Source organism: Chromatiales bacterium (assembly GCA_020445605.1).
In the GTDB taxonomy this organism is placed as follows: Bacteria; Pseudomonadota; Gammaproteobacteria; order JAGRGH01; family JAGRGH01; genus JAGRGH01.
In genome coordinates, this window is the sequence record JAGRGH010000037.1 from 125,411 (window position 1) to 143,435 (window position 18,025).

Consider the following 18,025-nt stretch of genomic DNA (forward strand, 5'->3'; position numbering starts at 1 on the left):
CAGCCGCCGGCGGGAATTGGACCTGCCTTGGCTTCACGATCCGCGCCAGGGCGCGGCGGCGCCGCGTGCGCGGCCCTACTCGTACCAGTCCATGCGTGCCAGCACGGCGCCGTGATCCGAACGGGTGTGGGCGTGGGCGCCGACATCTGCGCTGCGCAGATCGTCGATTTCCGCATCCAGGATGTGATCGTTGAACACGGCGAAGCTGGCGATCTCGCCGATCGCCGCGCGGCCCAGGCCGTCGCGTGCGTAGCGCGGCACGAAGTGGCTCGACACCAGGATGTGATCGAGCAGGTCGTAGACGCCGTCGTAGATGTGCGAGTAGTAGATGTCGCGATGGATGCGCTGGGTCTGTAGTCGATAGCTGCTGTACAGGCACAGGTCGGCCACCCGGTCGATGAGTTCCGCGCGCCGCATGGGGTCCGGGCTGACGCTGCGATCCACGCGCGGCGGCGACAGCCCGCCAGCGATCTGTGTGGTGACGGCCTGCGGCCCGTCGTTGAGATCGCCGACCACGAACACCGGCACCTCCGGCGCCTCACTCAGCGTTTGGACCACCCAGGCCCGCAGGGCGGCCGCCTCGATGGCGCGCAGCATCAGCGCGCGCGCCTGACCGATGGCGTGTTCCCGTGCCAGATCGGCCGCGAGCCGGGCGTCGTTGCCGTTCGGGGCGAGATCAAACAGCGGGCGTTTCGATTTCAGGTGCGCGACAAACACCGTGACGCGCGCGCCCTGCGCCGGGTCCACGCCCTTGACCCCGGCGAATCGCGGCCCGAGACCCAGCGTTAGCCTGAGCACCGGTCGCGAAAAGCGTCCGAGTGACTCGCCCCCGGCCGTCAGTTCAAGCTGAAAGCGCCGGCCGGCGGGGTCTTCGACCACGCGGTCGAAGTCGAAACCCGAGGGAAAGGCGTCCAGTACGTCAAAGCGCTCGATCTTCGTCTCGCCCGTCGCGACGGCGGCGACCAGCGGCGTGTCGTAGACGAACTCGTCGCGCCCGTCGGCGCGCCGGGTGCGCAGCGGTGCGGGCGTGCCGCCGAGTGCGATCTCATGCGCCTCGGCCCAGCGTGTGCGGGCCATGACATCGGCCAGTGGCCGTGGGTCGAAGACTTCCTGCAGGCACAGGATGTCGGCGTTCAGTCGGTTGATCTGGGCCGCAAGCCAGTCGCACTTCTGCCCGTAGCGGTCGGTCGCGGGTTCATCGCGGCTGTCGTAGCGGTGGTGGGAATGCCGCTCGTAGAAGTAATGCGCCTCGCGCGGCGTGCTGGGCGGCACGAGGTTGCGGACGTTCAGGCTCGCGATCTGGAACCGCTCGGTCATCCGGTTGCGATGGGCCGTGGGCGCGACAGCCGGCTGGTGCGCCGGCGACCAGGCTGGGTCAGGAAACCGCCTGCAGGGCGTCGAGCACCTTGCGCGGGTGTTCGGCCGCGTTGTTCACGCGTTTCCAGTGTTTGATGACCTTGCCGTCCGGACCGATCCACACCGAGGAGCGAATGACCCCAACGGTGGTTTTGCCGTACAGGGTCTTTTCGCCCCACGCCCCGTAACGTTCCATCGTCGAGCGGTCCGGGTCGCTGAGCAGCGGGAAGGGCAGGCGGTATTTCTCGCGAAACGCGCTGTGGGACGCGCCGTCGTCGGGCGAGACGCCCAGGACGACGGCCTCGTGGGCCTGGATCTCGGCCCACAGGTCGCGGAAGCCGCAGGCCTCCTTGGTGCAGCCCGGGGTGTCGTCCTTCGGGTAGAAATAGACGATCACGTGCTTGCCGCGAAAATCCTTCAGCGACACCTTGTTGCCGTCCGCGTCGGTCAGCGTGAACGGTGGCGCGGATTTGCCTTCTTCAACGGCCATTCAAACGGTCCTCTTCAGGGGCGCACGGTCAGAATGGGCCGAAGTGTACCGTTGCAGGCCGAATCCGGCCAGAAATTTTCACGCGCTCCGGCGGCACCCGTAGATGGGGCCCAGCCGGCCGCACCAGGGCGAAAACTGTAAATCTCGCTTTACATCCACGTCGGGTATTGGTGCGACAAAAGTTGCGGGCCGGCCCGGGTTTGCCAGCGCGCTCAGAGACTTGGCGCAACGGAAGCCCCCAAAAACTGGCGAATATCGCGGGTTTTCTCGTTTGGCGGTCCGCTCGGGCCGGTATTGCGTCCGGTCTGGGACTCGATTCGTCAGAATGTGACGCGGTTCGTCACTTCGTGCGCGCGGCTGGGGTACACGTTCGCGGGCTCACGGGCGCATAATGAGCCCGAACTTTACAAACGCCGGCTTTTCGGGTCGTCTGGGGTTCGATCCGCAGCGCCGCTGCGAAAGTGCGGGCTTTTGTAACAATCTGTAAATCAGTCACTTAACGCGACAGGGCGGTACCCGAATGTGACGGACTTCACACATGGCACTGATTTTGCTTGACCAGTGTAAAATGTGAAAGGTGTCACAAAAATCGGCTGGCCACCCCCACGTTGCCAACTGAGACCTTAAAGATGAAGCATCACACGACGATCTGGATTCGCAACCTGCTGGCCATTGCGGCACTGGCGTTCGTCGGCTCCGCGCAGGCGGATCTGCTCGACCTCCAGAAGAACGATGCGCCCGACATTTTCGTCGCGGGCACCTCGACCTACACCCAGGACGGCGTGACGGGCAGCTACACGTTCGCCGGCACGGCTGAAAACATCACGCTGTACGACCCCGAGGGCGTCCCTGGCGGTGACAGTTTCTGCTTCGACCTGACGGCGGATTTGGATCGCTGTTTCATCTTCGACGGACCTGGCTCGTTCACCTTTGGCTCGTGGTCCATGTCCGCGAGCATCGATGTGGCGACGGGCGACCTGCTGAGCGGCAGTTTCACGATCACGGGCTACATCGATTCATTGGCTTCGCTTGGGATCGTGTCCGGCGTGCTGCTGACGGGAACGGTGCTTGATTTCGGCTATGCCGAGGATGCCTCCGGAAGCCTGGAGTTCCTGCTCGAGGTCACCGGTGGCGCGCTCGCACCGCTGTACTACGGCGGTGCGGTCGGCATCCTGATCGGCAACAGCGGTTTCCCGGGCGGCCTGGCGGGCTTGGCGCAGAACTGGTCCGGTGGTTCGACGCAGGGCGATCTGGCCCGCGTGATGCCGCTGCCCGGCACGCTTGCGCTGCTGGTTGGGGCACTGTTTTTCATGAGCATTGGTGCGCCGCGCCTGAAGCGGCGTGAGGTGGCCACCGCCACCAGTTAGGACAAGTCGGGGCGGCGGCGCGCGCGTGGGTGGCGCGTGCCAAGGCTGCCGACAGGAACGAACGGAAGCATAAGCACTGCAACTATTGAGCGAGACGAGCGATGAACACGACGACAAGCAATCTCAGGACGCGTGCCGGCGCCGCAATGATCGGCCTGGTACTGGCCGGTGCAGCCCTGCAGGCGCCAGCAGCGCTGTTGGGCGTGAACCCGGGCTATCCACAGATTCAGGCCAACGGTGCGCCGGGCGGCCTGACCTACGATGCCACGACGGATCTGTTCTCGGCGGTGGCGCCGGGCGGTTCCGCTCGTTTCAGTGCGGCCAACTCTCCGGTTCCGGTGCTCGGTGGCACGATCACCATGAACATCGTGGTTGATGGCTCGGGGGCCTTGGTCGGCGGTGTTCCGGGCAACGACCTCGTTGTCACCGGCACGATCCCGGCCGCTGGCGGTTTCCCGATGTCGTTCAGCGGCACCCTGATCACCGGCGAAGTGACCGCGTTCGGCTTCCTGAACAGTGGTGCGACAACCGACAACTTCGATCTGCGTTTCACGGTCACCGGCGGCGCGCTGGCGACCTATTACGCGAACAAGGACATCGGCGTGAAACTGTTCGTCGAGCAGTCGACGTTCAACGATTTCACGGTGAACTTCTCCGGTCTGCCGAAGTTCACGATCGGGCCGATTGCTGCGCCGCCGGCGATCCAACTGCTGAAGCAGATCAGCGTGGATGGTGGCGCGACCTGGGCGGACGCCGACAACGTCGGTGACCTTGACGTGCCGACCGTGCCTGCACCGAGTGGTGCGCAGTATCGCTTCATTGTCACCAACACCGGTGGCGTGGACCTCGTCGATGTCGTGCTGAACGACGCCACTCTGGGCCTGGTGAACGTGCCGCTGCCGGGTGGTTCGCTGGCGGTCGGTGAGTCCGTCACGATCGACAGCGGCTATTCGGGCTTCGAGCCGATGGATGTCGCCGAGCGCTGCAACGATGCCGGCGTGTTCATCAACACCGCAGACGTGAGTGGCAGCTCGTCAGAGGACGGCACGGTCGTGACCGACGAAAACCCGGCCGTGATGGTCTGCACCTACACCCCGCCGTCGGGCGGTGGCGGTGGCCAGGGCTGCACCCCCGGTTACTGGCGTCAGCCGCAGCACTTCTGGGCTTGGACGGCGCCGTACACCCCGGACACCCTGTTTGGTGATGTGTTCGAGGATGCGTTCCCCGGCCAGACCCTGCTGGATGTGGTTCGCATCGGCGGCGGCGGTCTGAATGCTCTGGGTCGGCACACGGTTGCGGCGCTGCTGAATGCCGCGATCGGAGATGTGTCCTACGACCTGACGCCGGCGGAGGTCATCAATGCCTTCAACGACCTGTATCCGGGTTCCAACGGCGACTACGAGCCCTGGAAGAATCAGCTCGACACCTACAACAACCAGGGGTGTCCGCTGAACAACGGGACGGGCTTCGTTGAGGACACCTCGACGTTGACGACCGAAACCGGGATCGGAAAAGGCAAGAAGAAGTAGCAGAATGGGCGATGCGGGCCCCGGGACGACCGGGGTCCGCGTCCACCGATAACTGGATGTCACGCCAGGTGCCGGGTGGGCGCGCAGGCGTGAAAGGGAATCGCGAACGGACAGCGCGAGAAACAAGAAGCCGGCGGATGAACCGCCCTTTCTCTAAAGCGAGAACTGAAATGAAGACGATTACCAAGTCCACGCACGGTCTGTTTGCGGCCCTGTTTACATTCATGGCCGCGCTGTCCTGGGTGCCCAGCGCCTCGGCTGCGCTGCTCGGTGTCGTGCCGGGCTTCCCGCAGATCCAGGCCAACGGCGCGCCCGGCGGCCTGACCTATGACGCCACGACCGACGCATTCACGGTGACCGCTCCATCGGGCTCCGCGCGGTTCACCTCGGCTTCATCGCCGGCCCCGGTCCTCGCCGGCGGTACCGTCACGATGAGCATCGTCGTGGACGACTTCGGCAACCTCGTTGGCGGCGTTGCCGGCAATGACTTGCAGATCACCGGGACGATTCCGGCGATCAACGGCTGGCCGATGGCCTTCAATGGCGTGCTGCTGACCGGCGAAGTCACGCAGTTCGGCTTTCTGAACAGCGGCGCGACCACCGACAACTTTGATGCCCGCTTCACGGTCACCGGCGGCTCGCTGGCACCGTACTTCGCGAACAAGGACATCGGTCTGACACTGTTTGTCGAACAGTCCACGTTCAACGGCTTCACGACGAACTTCTCGGGCTTGCCGAAGTTCGTGGTCGGCCCGATTGCTGCTCCGCCTTCAATCGAGATCCTGAAGGAGATCAGCGTTGACGGTGGCGTGAACTGGCTGCCGGCCGATAACGTCGGCGATCTGGACGTGCCGGTCATGCCGTCGCCGAGCGATGCACAGTACCGCTTCATCGTGACGAACACCGGTGGCACGGCGCTGCAGAACGTCAACATCAGCGACGTGAGCCTCGGCCTGACCGATGTCGCGATCCCGGGTGGCACGCTGGGTGTCGGCGAATCCGTGATCATCGACAGCGGCACGCTTGGCTTCGAGGTCGTCTACGTGGCTGACCGCTGCAACGGTGCCGCGATCATCACCAACGTGGCGTCCGTCGAGGGCGACTCCAACGGCACGACGGTGACCGACGACAACCCGGCGGTGCTGGTCTGCGAAGAACTGCCGCCGGACGAAGTCTGTTCGATCACGGTCGACAAGACTGCCACCGCGACCTGGACCGACGATTCCGGCAAGGACAAGGACAAGGATTCCGACCGTCGCCGCAGCTACAGCTCCGGTAAGGACAAGGACAAGGATTCCGACCGTCGCCGCAGCTACAGCAGCTGGGGCAAGGACAAAGACAAGGACAGCGACGGTGGTTCCAGCAGCGGCTGCCTGAACGTTCAGTACAGCTACCTGGTGACCAACCTGGGTGATCCGGTGACCGGCACGCTGGTCGACGACAAGATCGATCTGGGTGGCGCGGGCTTCGTGCTCGGGCTTGGTGAATCGGCAAGCTTCACTGCCACGGCCTGCCTGAGCGAGACCACGACGAATGTCGCGACCGCCACGGCGAGCCTGCAGAGCGATGGCGGCATCTCCTGCTCCGCGTCCGATTCCTACACGGTGACCGTGACTCCGCCGGACACCGACAAGGACAAGGACAAGGACAAGGACAAGGACAAGGACAAGGACAAGGACAAGGACAAGGACAAGGACAAGGACAAGGACAAGGACAGCGATTCCGGAAAGGACAAAGATAAGGACAGCGACTCCGGCAAGGACAAGGACAGCGATTCCGGCAAGGACAAAGACAAGGACAGCAGCAAGAGCTACAGCTCGAAGAGCAGCAAGAGCCGCTCACCGTGGAGCTTCTGGAGATGACGGCAGGCGGCCGCTGAGGCCGCCGACCGGAAACAAAAAAACCCGCCACTGGCGGGTTTTTTTGTGTCTGCACGAAAGCCGGCCGACCGGTTCTCAAACCTCGGCGCACCGGTCTGTTATCAGCTAGGCAGGTTCGCTCTCGGGTAGTAGGATGCCCACAATCGATTGCCGGCATGGCAAGCCATGACCGGATCGAACTGGCCGGCCGACTCTTACGCATCGTTCCGAAACAATCACCCAGAATGCTGACCCGGATTACGCTGTACCTCGTCGGGCTTGCGCTGAGCATCGCGCAGTTCGTGATGATTCGGGATTTCGTCTCGATCCTCTACGGCGAAGAGATTGTGATCGTGCTGGTTACCGCCTCGTTCTTCGTCGGGCTGTCGGCCGGGTACCTGTTGTCGTTGCGGCTGTCGGATCAGGTGTTTCGGGCGCTGCTGGTGATCTCGGTGTTTCTGCACCTGAGCTTCCCGTTCTCGTATCGGTACCTGGCCTCGTGGTTCGCGGCCATCGAGGTTTCGGGCTACCTGTATCTGTGGCTGCTGTTCATCTATGCGCTGCTGTTCAATGCCGCCTTTGCGACCTTCCTGCCACGGCTGGTGTCGGATGCGGCCGGTGCCTCCGCGGCCGGCGGTGTCACCGAGGAGCAGCGACTGAAGGTGTTCTACGGGCTGGAACTGGCCGGATTCATGTCCGGGTTCCTGATCGTCGCGGCGAGCTGGAGCCGGCCGCTCGTCGATCTGATGACCGCGTACTGGGTGGCGATCGGCGTGATCGTCTGGCTGACCCTGCGGCGCTGGTCCGTGACCGCGGTCTACATCGTTGCGGCGGCCGTGGTCGTGTACTGGTTTCCGACCCTGGACTATCACAGCACGGCATTGCTGTACGAGAAGAAGCACGGTCTCGGCGAGGCCGAGGTGCTGTTCTCGGTCAACTCGCCGTATCAGCGTGTCGAAGTCATCGAGACACCGGATGGCGATCGGCGTCTGTACCTGGATGGGCTGCTGAACCTGAATTCCAGCGATCTGAGTTCGCTGAACTTCTATATCGCGGAAGTGCCGGCCCGGCTCATGAACCCGGAGCGCACGCTGATCATCGGCAACGGCACCCTGTCCTCGGTGCCGAAAGTCCATCAATACACGCGCGAGCTGACCTCCGTCGAGCTGGACGGCGGCGTGCTGAAGGCCGGCCAGCAGTTCTACACCACGGCCGAGGACCTGAAGGGGATCGAGAACTGGTCACTGCACACCGACGACGGCAAGCATTTTCTGCTGACCTCCAAGGAACAGTTCGATCTCGTCGTTGTGGACGTGCCATCGCCGCTGACGATCCAGGAGGCCTACCTGCATTCGAAGGAGTTCTATGGGCTGGTCGCGCGGCGCCTGGGGCCGAATGGCGTCGTCGCCGTGCAGCTCAGCGGGCCGCTGCAACGCAATGACCGCACGCCGGCGCGCGTGACAAAGGCGTTGCGCGCCGCGTTTCCTGAAGTCATGGCGATCTACAGCGAGCGTGCGGACCGCGGTTTCGCCTACGCCTCGAAGTCGCTGCCGTTCAGCGTCGCGGATGTCCAGGGCATCGCGAAGGGTTACGAGAAGGGCGGTGACTTCGAGGTGGTCGGTCCCGAGACGATCGATTCCTATCTGGACGAAACCGTTGCGCTGTCCGTCAACTCCATGGACCTGGTGCTGCGCCGCGGCTGGGAACGTTTCACCGAACGGTATTTCCGCTGATGCACGGGCCGGCATTGTTTGGATCGCTAACGGGTTTGCACCTGGCCCTGCTGCAGTTCTGTTACTTCTTTCTGCTGCTCGTCAACGTGACATCGACGTATGTCACTTACATGTCGATCGTCGTGTCGTGGATGCTCGGCACACTGCTCGGCCTGTGGATCGGATGGCTCAGGCCATTGCCGATGTTCGTTGCGGGGGGCGTCGCGTACTACCTGGTCTATGCGCTGGTGATTGCCCAGCCGCTGTGGCCATTGACGCTGCCGATCGCCTGCGTGGGCGTGGTGATCACCGGCCTGTGGGCCGGGCGGTTTTTCGTCGAGATGCGGCCGTATTTCCGCGGCGTCGATCGCCTGTTCTTTCACGAGAACAACGGTTTCCTGTTCGGCGTGATCGCCGTGTTTGTCGGGTTCTCGCTCGGTGGCCTGCCGTTCCTGCTGGGCGCCCCGCTGGTTTCGGCGATCGTGCTGTTCGTGTATCTGCGCTGGCTGCTGTCGCGGCGCGACGCGCTGGCGCAGGCGATCGCTGGCGTGGATTCGTCCGCGGCTGCGGATCACGCAGCCTCGGGTCGCCTGGCCGGATCGCTCGCGGGCGCGTTCAATGGGCTCGTCGCGGCGGCGGGGCTCGGCGCATTCGGCCTGCCGCTGGTCTATCTGCTCGCGTTTGCAACCAGCGGTCGCACGATGATGGTTTCCGTGCTCGCCGAAGGCAGCGGCGTCGTATGGCTGGCGGTGGCGTGCTGGCTCGCTGCCGCGCTGGTCGCGGCCTTTGAGCTCACATCGACTACCCGGGCGCGCTCCACGTGGCCCCTGTGGCTGTTCGCGCTGTGGGCGGTGCTCGCGGCGATTCACCGTGCCCTGGGCTGGCAGCCGTTCGCTCTGCTCTCGATCTCTGAAACGTCGTCGGCCCTGCTCTGGGTGTTCGCAAGCCTCGCCGTCCTGGCCTCGCTGGTACTAGGCACGGCCGCGCGCCGACCGCGTATGTATCTCGGCCTCGGTCTGCTTCTCGTTGCGCTGGCACTGGTACTTTCCTCCGGCGTTGCAGTGCCCGATGACGAAGAGCGCGATTCGCTAGAGGCATTGGCGCGGCTCGCGGAGATGTTCGGTGCCTGGCTCACGCTGGCCGGGGGTGTGAGCCGACTTACCGATACGGCGCGGTCAGCTCCAGAAGTGACGTCTGAGCCGGAGCCTGAGCCAGCGTCTGACTCCGAACCTGCTCCCGAGCCGGACCTTCCCGACGCCGTGACACCCGCCAACGCATGATCGACCCGAACCTGCCGCAACCGCACGCCCCGGCGGATACCGCTACGCTGCATGCGCTCGGTCGCCATGCGCGCCTGCTCATGTTTGTTATCGTTGTCGTGAATGTTGCGCTTCCGCTCGGCAACTGGGCCTGGTCGGCGCTGCACGATCGTCCGCTGTGGACGATGTATCGCGGCGATCTGACGCCGGTCGAATGGTGGTCGAGCATGCAGCTGTTGCTGGTCGCGTGGATTGCCCTGCTGGTCGGCATGCTCGGACGGCATGCTCGCGATGCCGGTGTTGGCGCGGACATCGCGCCGCACAATGCACTGTGGGGGCTTGTCGCGATTGGTTTTGTCGTGCTGTCGCTCGACGAGGCCTTCGACGTTCACGAGGCGATCCGTGACGAATTCATCGCCCCGTCCGGCTGGTTCACGCACTACGACTGGCTGCTGAATGGCGACATCGTGCTGCTGGCCGTGTTCGCGATTGCGCTTCTGCTGCTACCGGTGTTTTTCCGGGCGTTCGGTGATCGACGGACCCGCGGCTTTCTTTTGCTGCTGCTCGCGTTGGTGGTGGTGTTGCCGGCCCTGGTCATCGATGCGATGGCCGATAGCCATATCGTCAGGCTGCCCGACTGGCGGTTCTGGGACTACGTCTACGAGGAACAGGCCGAAGCCGTCGCGGCGGGCCTCATCGCACTGGCATTCCTCGATGTTCTGCGTGCCCGGGCGCGCGAATTGCTGGGCTTGCTCGGCAACGACGACGGAGACCCTGCGGGGCAGGCCGCCGAATCACACTAGGGCCTGTTCACACTACGCTTGGCGCAGCGTTGCTGCCCCAAAATACGTCAGGCAAGGCGCGAGGAGAGAGGTTTGGCGTGTCTAACAGGTCGCTGAAAAAGGCCCATCCCTGGCCTTTTCAACGTCGCAACCGAAAAGCGCGGTTTTCGGTTGCTCACGAAAATCAAACACTTGAGTGTTCGATTTTCGGGCGAGACGTCCCTGTCTCGCGATGTCAGGCTGTTGAGATGAGAATTTCAACAGCCTGCTCAATGAACGACGAACAACGCAGCATGACGGATTTTGGGGCGCAACCCCTCGGGACGGGGCCGTTGTGGTGGCCAACCGCGTTGCGGTTCGCTGATGTACGTCAAGTACACTGCGCTCACAGCGCCTTGTTGGCCACAACAACGGCCACCGTCGCTGCGTCACCCGTAGTGTGAACAGGCCCTAGGAATCCCATGCGGCAGATCGTTCTGGATACCGAGACCACGGGGCTTGATACGCAACAGGGTCACCGCATCATCGAGATCGGTTGCGTGGAACTGGTTTCGCGGCGTCCGACCGGCAACGATTTTCATCAGTACCTGAATCCGGAGCGCGAGATCGACGCCGGCGCCGCGGAGGTGCATGGCATCACGCTGGCGGACCTCGCCGGCAAGCCGCGCTTTTCGGACATTGCCCCGGAACTGGTCAAGTATCTCGCGGGCGCCGAGGTCATCATCCACAACGCGCCGTTCGATGTGGGATTTCTCGACCATGAGTTCCACCACTGCGGTCTGTCCGAGCGCATCGCGAGCCTGTGCACGGTCGTCGATACACTGACGCTGGCACGCGAGATCCATCCCGGCCAGCGCAACAGCCTGGATGCGCTGTGCAAGCGCTACGCGGTGGACAACACCGGTCGCGATCTGCACGGCGCGCTGCTCGACGCACGCCTGCTGGCCGATGTCTATCTGGCGATGACCGGCGGTCAGGTTGCGCTGAGTTTCGACCAGCCCGCGGAGTCGACCGGCGGTGCCGTGGCGAATGCCGTGCCGGATCCCGCTGCGCAAGGCACGCACCGAGTGACATCGCGTGCGCGACTCACGGTGGTCCGCCCGACCGCTGTCGAGTTGGAGGCCCATGAGCGAAGGCTCGACGAGATCGAAAAATCCAGCGGTGCCGTGGTGTGGAGACAGATTGAGCCTGTTTAGCCGGACGCCGCCAAATCACGCGGCCTCCGGTATTGCCCGGGCGGATCAACCGCCGTGCAGATAGCTGAACAGCAACAGCAGTCCCATCAGCGCGACGATCATCAGCACGACATGGCTGATTGCCCAGGTGCGGGCGATGACGCCGCCCTCGCCATGCGTGCGACGCAGCCAGAACTCCACGCTGCCGAGCAGCCGTTCAGCCATCGCCCAAAGCTGCGCATTCAATCGTGACGCCAGGGCGGCCCCGGCTCGATAGGCGCGCAGACCCGCGCGACGCGTAAGCCAGTCCGCATCCAGGTTCGTCGACCGCAGTTCCGGCGGGTAGATGCCCCGGAGGTTCAGCCACACGAATGCAGCGGCCGAGAAGAACAGCAGTTGCAGCTGCGCGAGCACATGCGTTGCGTCGTACGGCGTGTAGTTCATCTCGAACGGCAACAGCGCATAAAGCGCCTGCGGATACACGCCGATCCCGATGCACAGCGCGGCAGCAAGTCCCATGGCCGCGAGCATGTGACCGGGCGCCTCCTGCGGACGCTTGCCGGAGTCGTGCGCAAAAAATGCGAAGTACGGAATCTTGATGCCCGCGTGATGGAACACACCGGCCGAGGCGAACAGCAGCGCCGGCCATACCCAGACATGCCCGGTGTCGAGCAGCGCAACCATGACCAGCGATTTGCTGACGAAACCCGAAAACAGCGGGAAGGCCGAAATCGATGCCGCGCCGACAATGCAAAGTCCGGTCGTCTTCGGCATGGTTTTCCAGAGCCCGCCGAGTTCAGAGCCACGAATGTCGCCGGTACGGAACAGCACGGCGCCCATCGACATCATCAGCAGGCCCTTGAACAGGACATCGTTGAATGCGTGCGCGACCGCGCCGTTCACGGCCATCGCGGTGCCGATGCCGATGCCGACGACCATGAATCCGATCTGGTTGATCATCGAATAGGCGAGAACCCGCCGCAGGTCGTTTTCGATCACGGCGTAGAAGATCGGAAAGCAGGTCATGACCGCGCCGATGTAGATCAGCACTTCGGTTCCGGCGAATGCGCGCGCCAGCGCATAGACCGCGACCTTGGTCGTGAACGCGGACAGGAAAACCGTGCCGGTGGCGGTTGCCTCGGGATAGGCATCGGTCAGCCAGGTGTGCACGAACGGAAACGCGCTCTTGATGCCGAAGGCCGCAAGAATCAGCCAGCCGCCGGGTGCGTCGGTGCCGATGTGCCCGAATGCGATGTCGCCACGGTCGGCGAACCACAGGATGGCGCCTGCCAGAAGCAGCAGACCCGAGCTGATCTGAAACGCCAGATAGCGGATGCCCGCGCGCAAGGCACGCTCGCCGCCGCGCGCAAAGATCAGCCAGACCGATGCGAGCGCCATGCACTCCCAGGCAACGAACAGGCTGATCAGATCGCCGGCGAACACCGCGCCCAGCGCGGCGGCAATGTAGATCTGCGAGCTGGCCTGTTGCAGCGTGTCGCGCTCGTCACGTCCGATTCGAAGGGCGAACAGATTCGCGACCAGCGCGGCAATGTGGAACAGGTAGCCGAAGAGCAGGCTGAGCCGGTCGACGCGGTAGAGTTCGAGTTGCTGGCCGATCAGCGAGATCGCGTAATGCTCGCCGTGTTCGATGCCGAGCAGTCGCCAGAAACCGTAGATCGGCACGCCTAGCAACACCAGGGTGCGCCACGGACCGCGTACCAGCAGCGGCAGCAACATGCCCGCGAGCAGAAACGGCAGGAACGGTGGCAGCTCAGTCGGCATCGTAATAGTCTTCGCGACGCATGACGACCTTGCGCATTTCCTTGGCGATCACCACCAGCAGCACGCAGGCGACAAAACCGAACAGCGCGTAGAAGCTCCACAGGCGTTCCCATGGATGCGCGATGTGGCGATGCACGACGAACTCCAGTGCCACGAGAATCGCGCAGATCGCGTAGAACACGCGCAGGATGCGCCGGACGTTCTTCGGTTGGTCGAAGAAGTCTGGAAGATTCTTGCCCTGTGGATGTTTCATGATGCCGGCGCTAGAACAGTGCGCTGTTGATCCAGAAATGCACTGCGATGCTCGCCGCATAGCCGAGCGCAATCACGGGCGTCCACTTCAGGTGACCGAAGAACGTGTACTTGCCGTGGGCCTGCCCCATCAGTGCGACACCGGCGGCCGAGCCCACTGACAACAGGCTGCCGCCGACGCCGGCCGTCAGTGTGACCAGCAGCCACTGGCCGGTCGGCATCTCAGGCCCCATGCTGAGAACCGCGAACATCACCGGGATGTTGTCGATGACCGAGGACAGCAGCCCGACGACGATATTGGCCGTGGTCGCCCCCCACTGGTTGTACATCACATCCGAAACCAGCGTCAGATAGCCGAGAAAACCGAGCCCGCCCACGCACAGAACCACCCCGTAGAAAAACAGCAGGGTGTCCCACTCCGCCTGGGCGATCTTGCTGAACACATTGAAGGGCACGACACTGCCGACCGGCGTGGCCGCATCGGATTGTTCGAGGGCCCAGCGCAGGCAGGTCTTCTTCAGATAGAACCCGAATACTTGCAGATATCCGAGCCCGGTCAGCATGCCGATGACCGGCGGCAGGCCGAGGAAGTTGTGGAACGCAACGGCCGTGGCGATGGTGAGCAGGAACAGTGCGATGATTCGCCGCGCGCCGCGTTTCATCGCGACTGCATGACCCTGGGTCGACGGCCGCTCGTTCGGGACCGCGAAATGCATGATCGCGGCAGGAACGACAAAGTTCACGACCGCTGGCACGAACAGTGCGAGAAAGGTCCAGAATTCAACCACGCCTTTCTGCCAGACCATCAGCGTGGTGATGTCGCCGAACGGGCTGAAGGCCCCGCCGGCATTCGCGCCGATCACGATGTTGATACAAGCGAGCAGCACGAAGCGGGTGTTCTGGCCGCCGACCGCGAGCACCACCGCGCACATGAGCAGCGCGGTCGTCAGGTTGTCGGCGATCGGGGAGATGAAAAACGCTAGGGTGCCGGTGAACCAGAACAGCGTTCGAAAGCCGAATCCGCGTCGTATCAGCCATGCGCGCAGCGCATCGAAGACCTGACGTTCCTGCATCGCGTTGATGTAGGTCATCGCGACCAGCAGGAACAGCATCAGCTCGGCGAATTCGAGAAAGCTGTGGCGTACCGCGTGCTCGGCCAGTTCCGGTATGCCGTGCTGCACGTAGTACCAGCCGATCATGCTCCAGATGATGCCCGCCGCGAGGATCACGGGTTTGGACTTGCGCAGCTCCGTGTACTCCTCGGCCATGACCAGCAGGTAGGCGATCACAAAGATCGCGAGTGCCGCTATTCCGACGCCGCTGGTGGTGAGGTCCAGCGGCTGTGAAGATTCCGTGGCGGCAAGGACAGTAGTGGCGGGCCAGAGCAGCGCCGGGATGAGCAGCGCCAAACGCGTAAGCATGTACAGGGTTCTCTCGGTTACGGGTGGGTGGGTGCGCAAAGGTGTGCGCTATGGAAGCAGACTTCTTCGACGTCCGGACTTTGTGTGCTCATCGTGCCGCGATTGCCGTCTGCTGTGCCAGGTCCGCGGCCGGCCCGGGAACGAAGAACATCGCGATGCTGAGCAGGGCAGTCAGGCTGAGCGCGGTCGCCGCGGGCCATGGTGCCTCGCGAATCGCAATGCCGTGCTCGCCGGCCGGTCGGCGCAGAAACGCGCGCAGCGGAATCACCATCAGGTAACTCAGGTTCAGCAGCGAACTGATCAGCAACACCGCGAGCAGCAACAGGTCGCCGGCCTCGATCGTGCCCAGCGCAAGATACCACTTGCTCCACAGGCCGCCGCCGGGCGGCAGCCCGACGAGACTCAGGCTTGCCAGCAGGAACGCGGTCATCGTGATGGGCATGGCTCGGCCGAGGCCGTCGAGCTGGCTGACTTCGGTGCGGTGCGTGGTGATCATGATCGCGCCGGCGCAGAAGAACAGGGTGATCTTCGCGAACGCGTGCATGGCGATATGCAGGGTGCCCCCGAAGACGCCAGCCTGTGTCGCAAGCATTGCACCGAGCACGACATAGGAGAGCTGGCTGACCGTGGAGTACGCGAGCCGTCGCTTCAGGTTGTCCTGGCGCAGCGCGATCAGCGAGGCGATGAGGATCGTCGCCGCGGCGATCCAGGTCAGCCATTGCTGTGCCGGCAGATCCGCGATCCGGTCGATCCCGAAGATGTACACGACGACCTTCATGATGGAGAACACGCCGGCCTTGACCACGGCGACTGCGTGCAGCAGGGCGCTGACCGGCGTCGGTGCGACCATCGCCGCGGGCAGCCAGCGGTGCAGGGGCATCAGCGCGGCCTTGCCGATCCCGTAGGCATACAGAAACAGCAGAATGCCAAGGGTTGTTGCGCCGATCGCGCCGGGAAAGATGCCACCGGCCTGAAAGTCCGTGGTTCCGGCCAGCCAGTGGGTCGCGACGATCGCAATCAGTTGCAGCCCGATCGAGCTGCCGAGCAGCAGCCCGAGGTAGGTGCGCCCGCCGGCACGCGCGGCATCCGTGCCACTGTGCGTGACCAGCGGATAGGTCGACAGGGTCAGCGCCTCATAAAACAGGAACAGCGTGTACAGGTTTGCCGCGAATGCGATGCCCATTACGGCGGCGATCGCGATTGCGAAATATGCATAGAACCGGGTCTGATGCTGCTCGCCGTGGGCGCGCATGTAACCGATGGAGTACAGCGTGGTGACCGGCCACAGGGTCGCCGCAATCAGTGCGAACAGCACGCCCAGCGGCTCGGCGCGAAACGCCAGCGAGATGCCCGGCAATGGTTCGGCGAGCACGAGCGTGGTCATCGCGCCGGCGTCGAATCCCGAGTAGAGATTCGCGACCGTCAGAAAAACGATGCCGCCGGTGATCAGTGAAACCGCCTCGCGACCGTTGGGACGGGCGCCGGTCAACAGCACGCCGAGCGCGCCTGCCGCGGGCAGCAGCATCGCCAGCAACATCGCCGCGTGTGTGCTCATGGCAGCGGGCCCGAGAGGGCGGCGGCCGCCGAGCGCGCCGTTTCGAGTGGCAGATCGGTCGCCAGTCCGAACCAGATCCCCGCGCCAGCCAATACCCACAGCGGCAGCAGGATCGACAGCGGGGCGTCTGCAATGTTCGCGTGACCGGGCGCCGGCATACGAAAGTATGCGCGTTCCACGATGCGGCCGACGTAAAAGACCGCGATGACCGAACTCGCAATCACCACGATCGCCGCAACGATGCCGGCTGCGCCGGATTCGAGCGCCGCCTCGAGCAGCAGCCACTTGCTGACGAACCCGGCCGTCGGCGGTACGCCGATCAGGCTGAGCCCGGCGGCGACGAACGCGGCCATCGTCCAGGGCATGCGTCGACCGATGCCGTTGAACTGGTCCAGAGAGCTGCTGCCGACACGCAGCACCACGGCACCGACCGCGAGAAACAGCGCGGTCTTCATCATTGCGTGATTGAACAGATGCAGCAGGCTTGCCGCCAGCCCGGCGGCACTCGCCAGGGCGATGCCCAGCACCATATAGCCGATCTGCGCGACCGATGAATAGGCCAGTACGGCCTTGGCGTCCTTCTGGTAGAGCGCCACGAGCGAAGGGATGAGGGCGCCCGCGAGCGCAATTGGCAACAGTGCGTCGCCCAGTTCGAGATTTCCGAAGCTGAAGTCGCCGCCGAACAGTCCAAAGACAAAGCGCACGAGTATGTAGATCGAAACCTTCGTCGCCGTGCCGGCGAGAAACGCCGCGACCGGGTTAGGCGCAAACCCATACGCGTTCGGCAGCCAGGCATGCAGCGGAAAGATCGCCGCCTTGATCGCAAGCCCGATCACGACGAATGCCAGTGCCACGCGAATCGTGCGTGTGTCCTGTACGGCGTCGATGCGTTCGGCGAGATCGGCCATGTTCAGCGTGCCGGTCATCATGTACATGAGACCGATGCCGATCAGCAGAAACGTCGCGCCAATGGTGCCCTGCACGAGGTAGTGAAATGCGGCTCGCAGCGCGCGGCGCTGTCGTCCGAGCGCGATCAGGAAGTAGCTCGACAGGGACGAGATTTCCAGGAACACGAAGACGTTGAACGCGTCACCGGTCACGGTCATGCCGAGCAGGCCGGTCAGACACAGCAGCCAGCCGGTGTAGAAGAGTTCAGTGCGTGACTGCGGGATGTCGGCGGCGATGCCGGCCGGGGCCGAGATCAGCACGATGGTCGAGATGGATGAAACGACCAGCAGAACGAGGGCGTTCGCGAGATCGACCCGATACTCGATGCCGAACGGTGCCGGCCAGCCGCCCAGTGCGTAGGAGATCGTTCCGCCCTGTTGCACCTGGTTGAGCAGGGCAAATGCGATCAGCATGCTCGCAAGGCTCGCCAGTGTTGCGATCGGCCATGCCAGCCGGCGCGCGCCGGGTAGCATGCAGACCGGCGCCGCGATCAGCGGCACCACGACCTGCAATGCCGGCAGATGGGTCATCAGGCTGC

At 63.9% G+C, this 18,025-nt stretch carries 14 protein-coding genes; 7 read left to right on the forward strand and 7 right to left on the reverse strand.

What is annotated here, in order from left to right:
• Positions 1-75: 75 nt before the first annotated feature.
• Positions 76-1,317 carry a hypothetical protein gene (locus KDG50_07675; protein ID MCB1865297.1) on the reverse strand — a complete coding sequence of 414 codons (1,242 nt, stop codon included), beginning with the start codon at positions 1,315-1,317 and terminating at the stop codon, positions 76-78.
• A gap of 58 nt (positions 1,318-1,375) precedes the next feature.
• Complete coding sequence (bcp, locus tag KDG50_07680; protein MCB1865298.1) at positions 1,376-1,846, reverse strand: thioredoxin-dependent thiol peroxidase; 471 nt, start codon at positions 1,844-1,846, stop codon at positions 1,376-1,378.
• 629 nt (positions 1,847-2,475) lie between these two features.
• On the opposite strand from bcp, the gene KDG50_07685 reads away from it, so the two are divergent.
• The 7 genes from KDG50_07685 (at position 2,476) to dnaQ (ending at position 11,550) form a co-directional block, all read left to right on the forward strand.
• On the forward strand, positions 2,476-3,213 hold the full coding sequence (locus KDG50_07685) for a hypothetical protein (protein ID MCB1865299.1): 738 nt from the start codon (positions 2,476-2,478) through the stop codon (positions 3,211-3,213).
• Positions 3,214-3,314: 101 nt separating this feature from the next.
• Positions 3,315-4,742 (forward strand): hypothetical protein, encoded by a 1,428-nt coding sequence (locus tag KDG50_07690; GenBank protein ID MCB1865300.1) that lies wholly within the window; start codon positions 3,315-3,317, stop codon positions 4,740-4,742.
• A 170-nt stretch (positions 4,743-4,912) separates the two neighbouring features.
• Positions 4,913-6,604, forward strand: a complete 1,692-nt coding sequence (locus KDG50_07695; GenBank protein MCB1865301.1) for a hypothetical protein — start codon at positions 4,913-4,915, stop codon at positions 6,602-6,604.
• 173 nt (positions 6,605-6,777) lie between these two features.
• On the forward strand, positions 6,778-8,334 hold the full coding sequence (locus KDG50_07700) for a hypothetical protein (GenBank protein MCB1865302.1): 1,557 nt from the start codon (positions 6,778-6,780) through the stop codon (positions 8,332-8,334).
• A 35-nt stretch (positions 8,335-8,369) separates the two neighbouring features.
• Positions 8,370-9,593 (forward strand): hypothetical protein, encoded by a 1,224-nt coding sequence (locus tag KDG50_07705; protein ID MCB1865303.1) that lies wholly within the window; start codon positions 8,370-8,372, stop codon positions 9,591-9,593.
• Positions 9,590-10,375, forward strand: a complete 786-nt coding sequence (locus tag KDG50_07710; protein MCB1865304.1) for a hypothetical protein — start codon at positions 9,590-9,592, stop codon at positions 10,373-10,375. Before KDG50_07705 ends, KDG50_07710 begins: the two co-directional genes overlap by 4 nt.
• Positions 10,376-10,815: 440 nt before the next feature.
• Positions 10,816-11,550 carry a DNA polymerase III subunit epsilon gene (dnaQ, locus tag KDG50_07715; GenBank protein ID MCB1865305.1) on the forward strand — a complete coding sequence of 245 codons (735 nt, stop codon included), beginning with the start codon at positions 10,816-10,818 and terminating at the stop codon, positions 11,548-11,550.
• A gap of 45 nt (positions 11,551-11,595) precedes the next feature.
• Here dnaQ and KDG50_07720 read toward each other — a convergent pair whose 3' ends face one another.
• The 5 genes from KDG50_07720 to KDG50_07740 form a co-directional block, all read right to left on the reverse strand.
• On the reverse strand, positions 11,596-13,311 hold the full coding sequence (locus KDG50_07720) for a Na(+)/H(+) antiporter subunit D (GenBank protein MCB1865306.1): 1,716 nt from the start codon (positions 13,309-13,311) through the stop codon (positions 11,596-11,598).
• Positions 13,301-13,564: a hypothetical protein gene (locus KDG50_07725; GenBank protein MCB1865307.1), complete on the reverse strand. Its 264-nt coding sequence runs from the start codon at positions 13,562-13,564 to the stop codon at positions 13,301-13,303. The genes KDG50_07720 and KDG50_07725 overlap by 11 nt, the downstream gene beginning before the upstream one ends.
• Positions 13,565-13,574: 10 nt before the next feature.
• The gene (nhaD, locus tag KDG50_07730) at positions 13,575-14,984 is read right to left on the reverse strand and encodes a sodium:proton antiporter NhaD (GenBank protein MCB1865308.1); all 1,410 of its coding nucleotides are present in this window, start codon (positions 14,982-14,984) and stop codon (positions 13,575-13,577) included.
• A gap of 88 nt (positions 14,985-15,072) precedes the next feature.
• Complete coding sequence (locus KDG50_07735) at positions 15,073-16,539, reverse strand: monovalent cation/H+ antiporter subunit D family protein (GenBank protein MCB1865309.1); 1,467 nt, start codon at positions 16,537-16,539, stop codon at positions 15,073-15,075.
• Entirely contained in the window at positions 16,536-18,017 is a 1,482-nt protein-coding gene (locus KDG50_07740) for a monovalent cation/H+ antiporter subunit D family protein (GenBank protein MCB1865310.1), read from the reverse strand. Before KDG50_07740 ends, KDG50_07735 begins: the two co-directional genes overlap by 4 nt.
• Between the last annotated feature and the right edge of the window lie 8 nt (positions 18,018-18,025).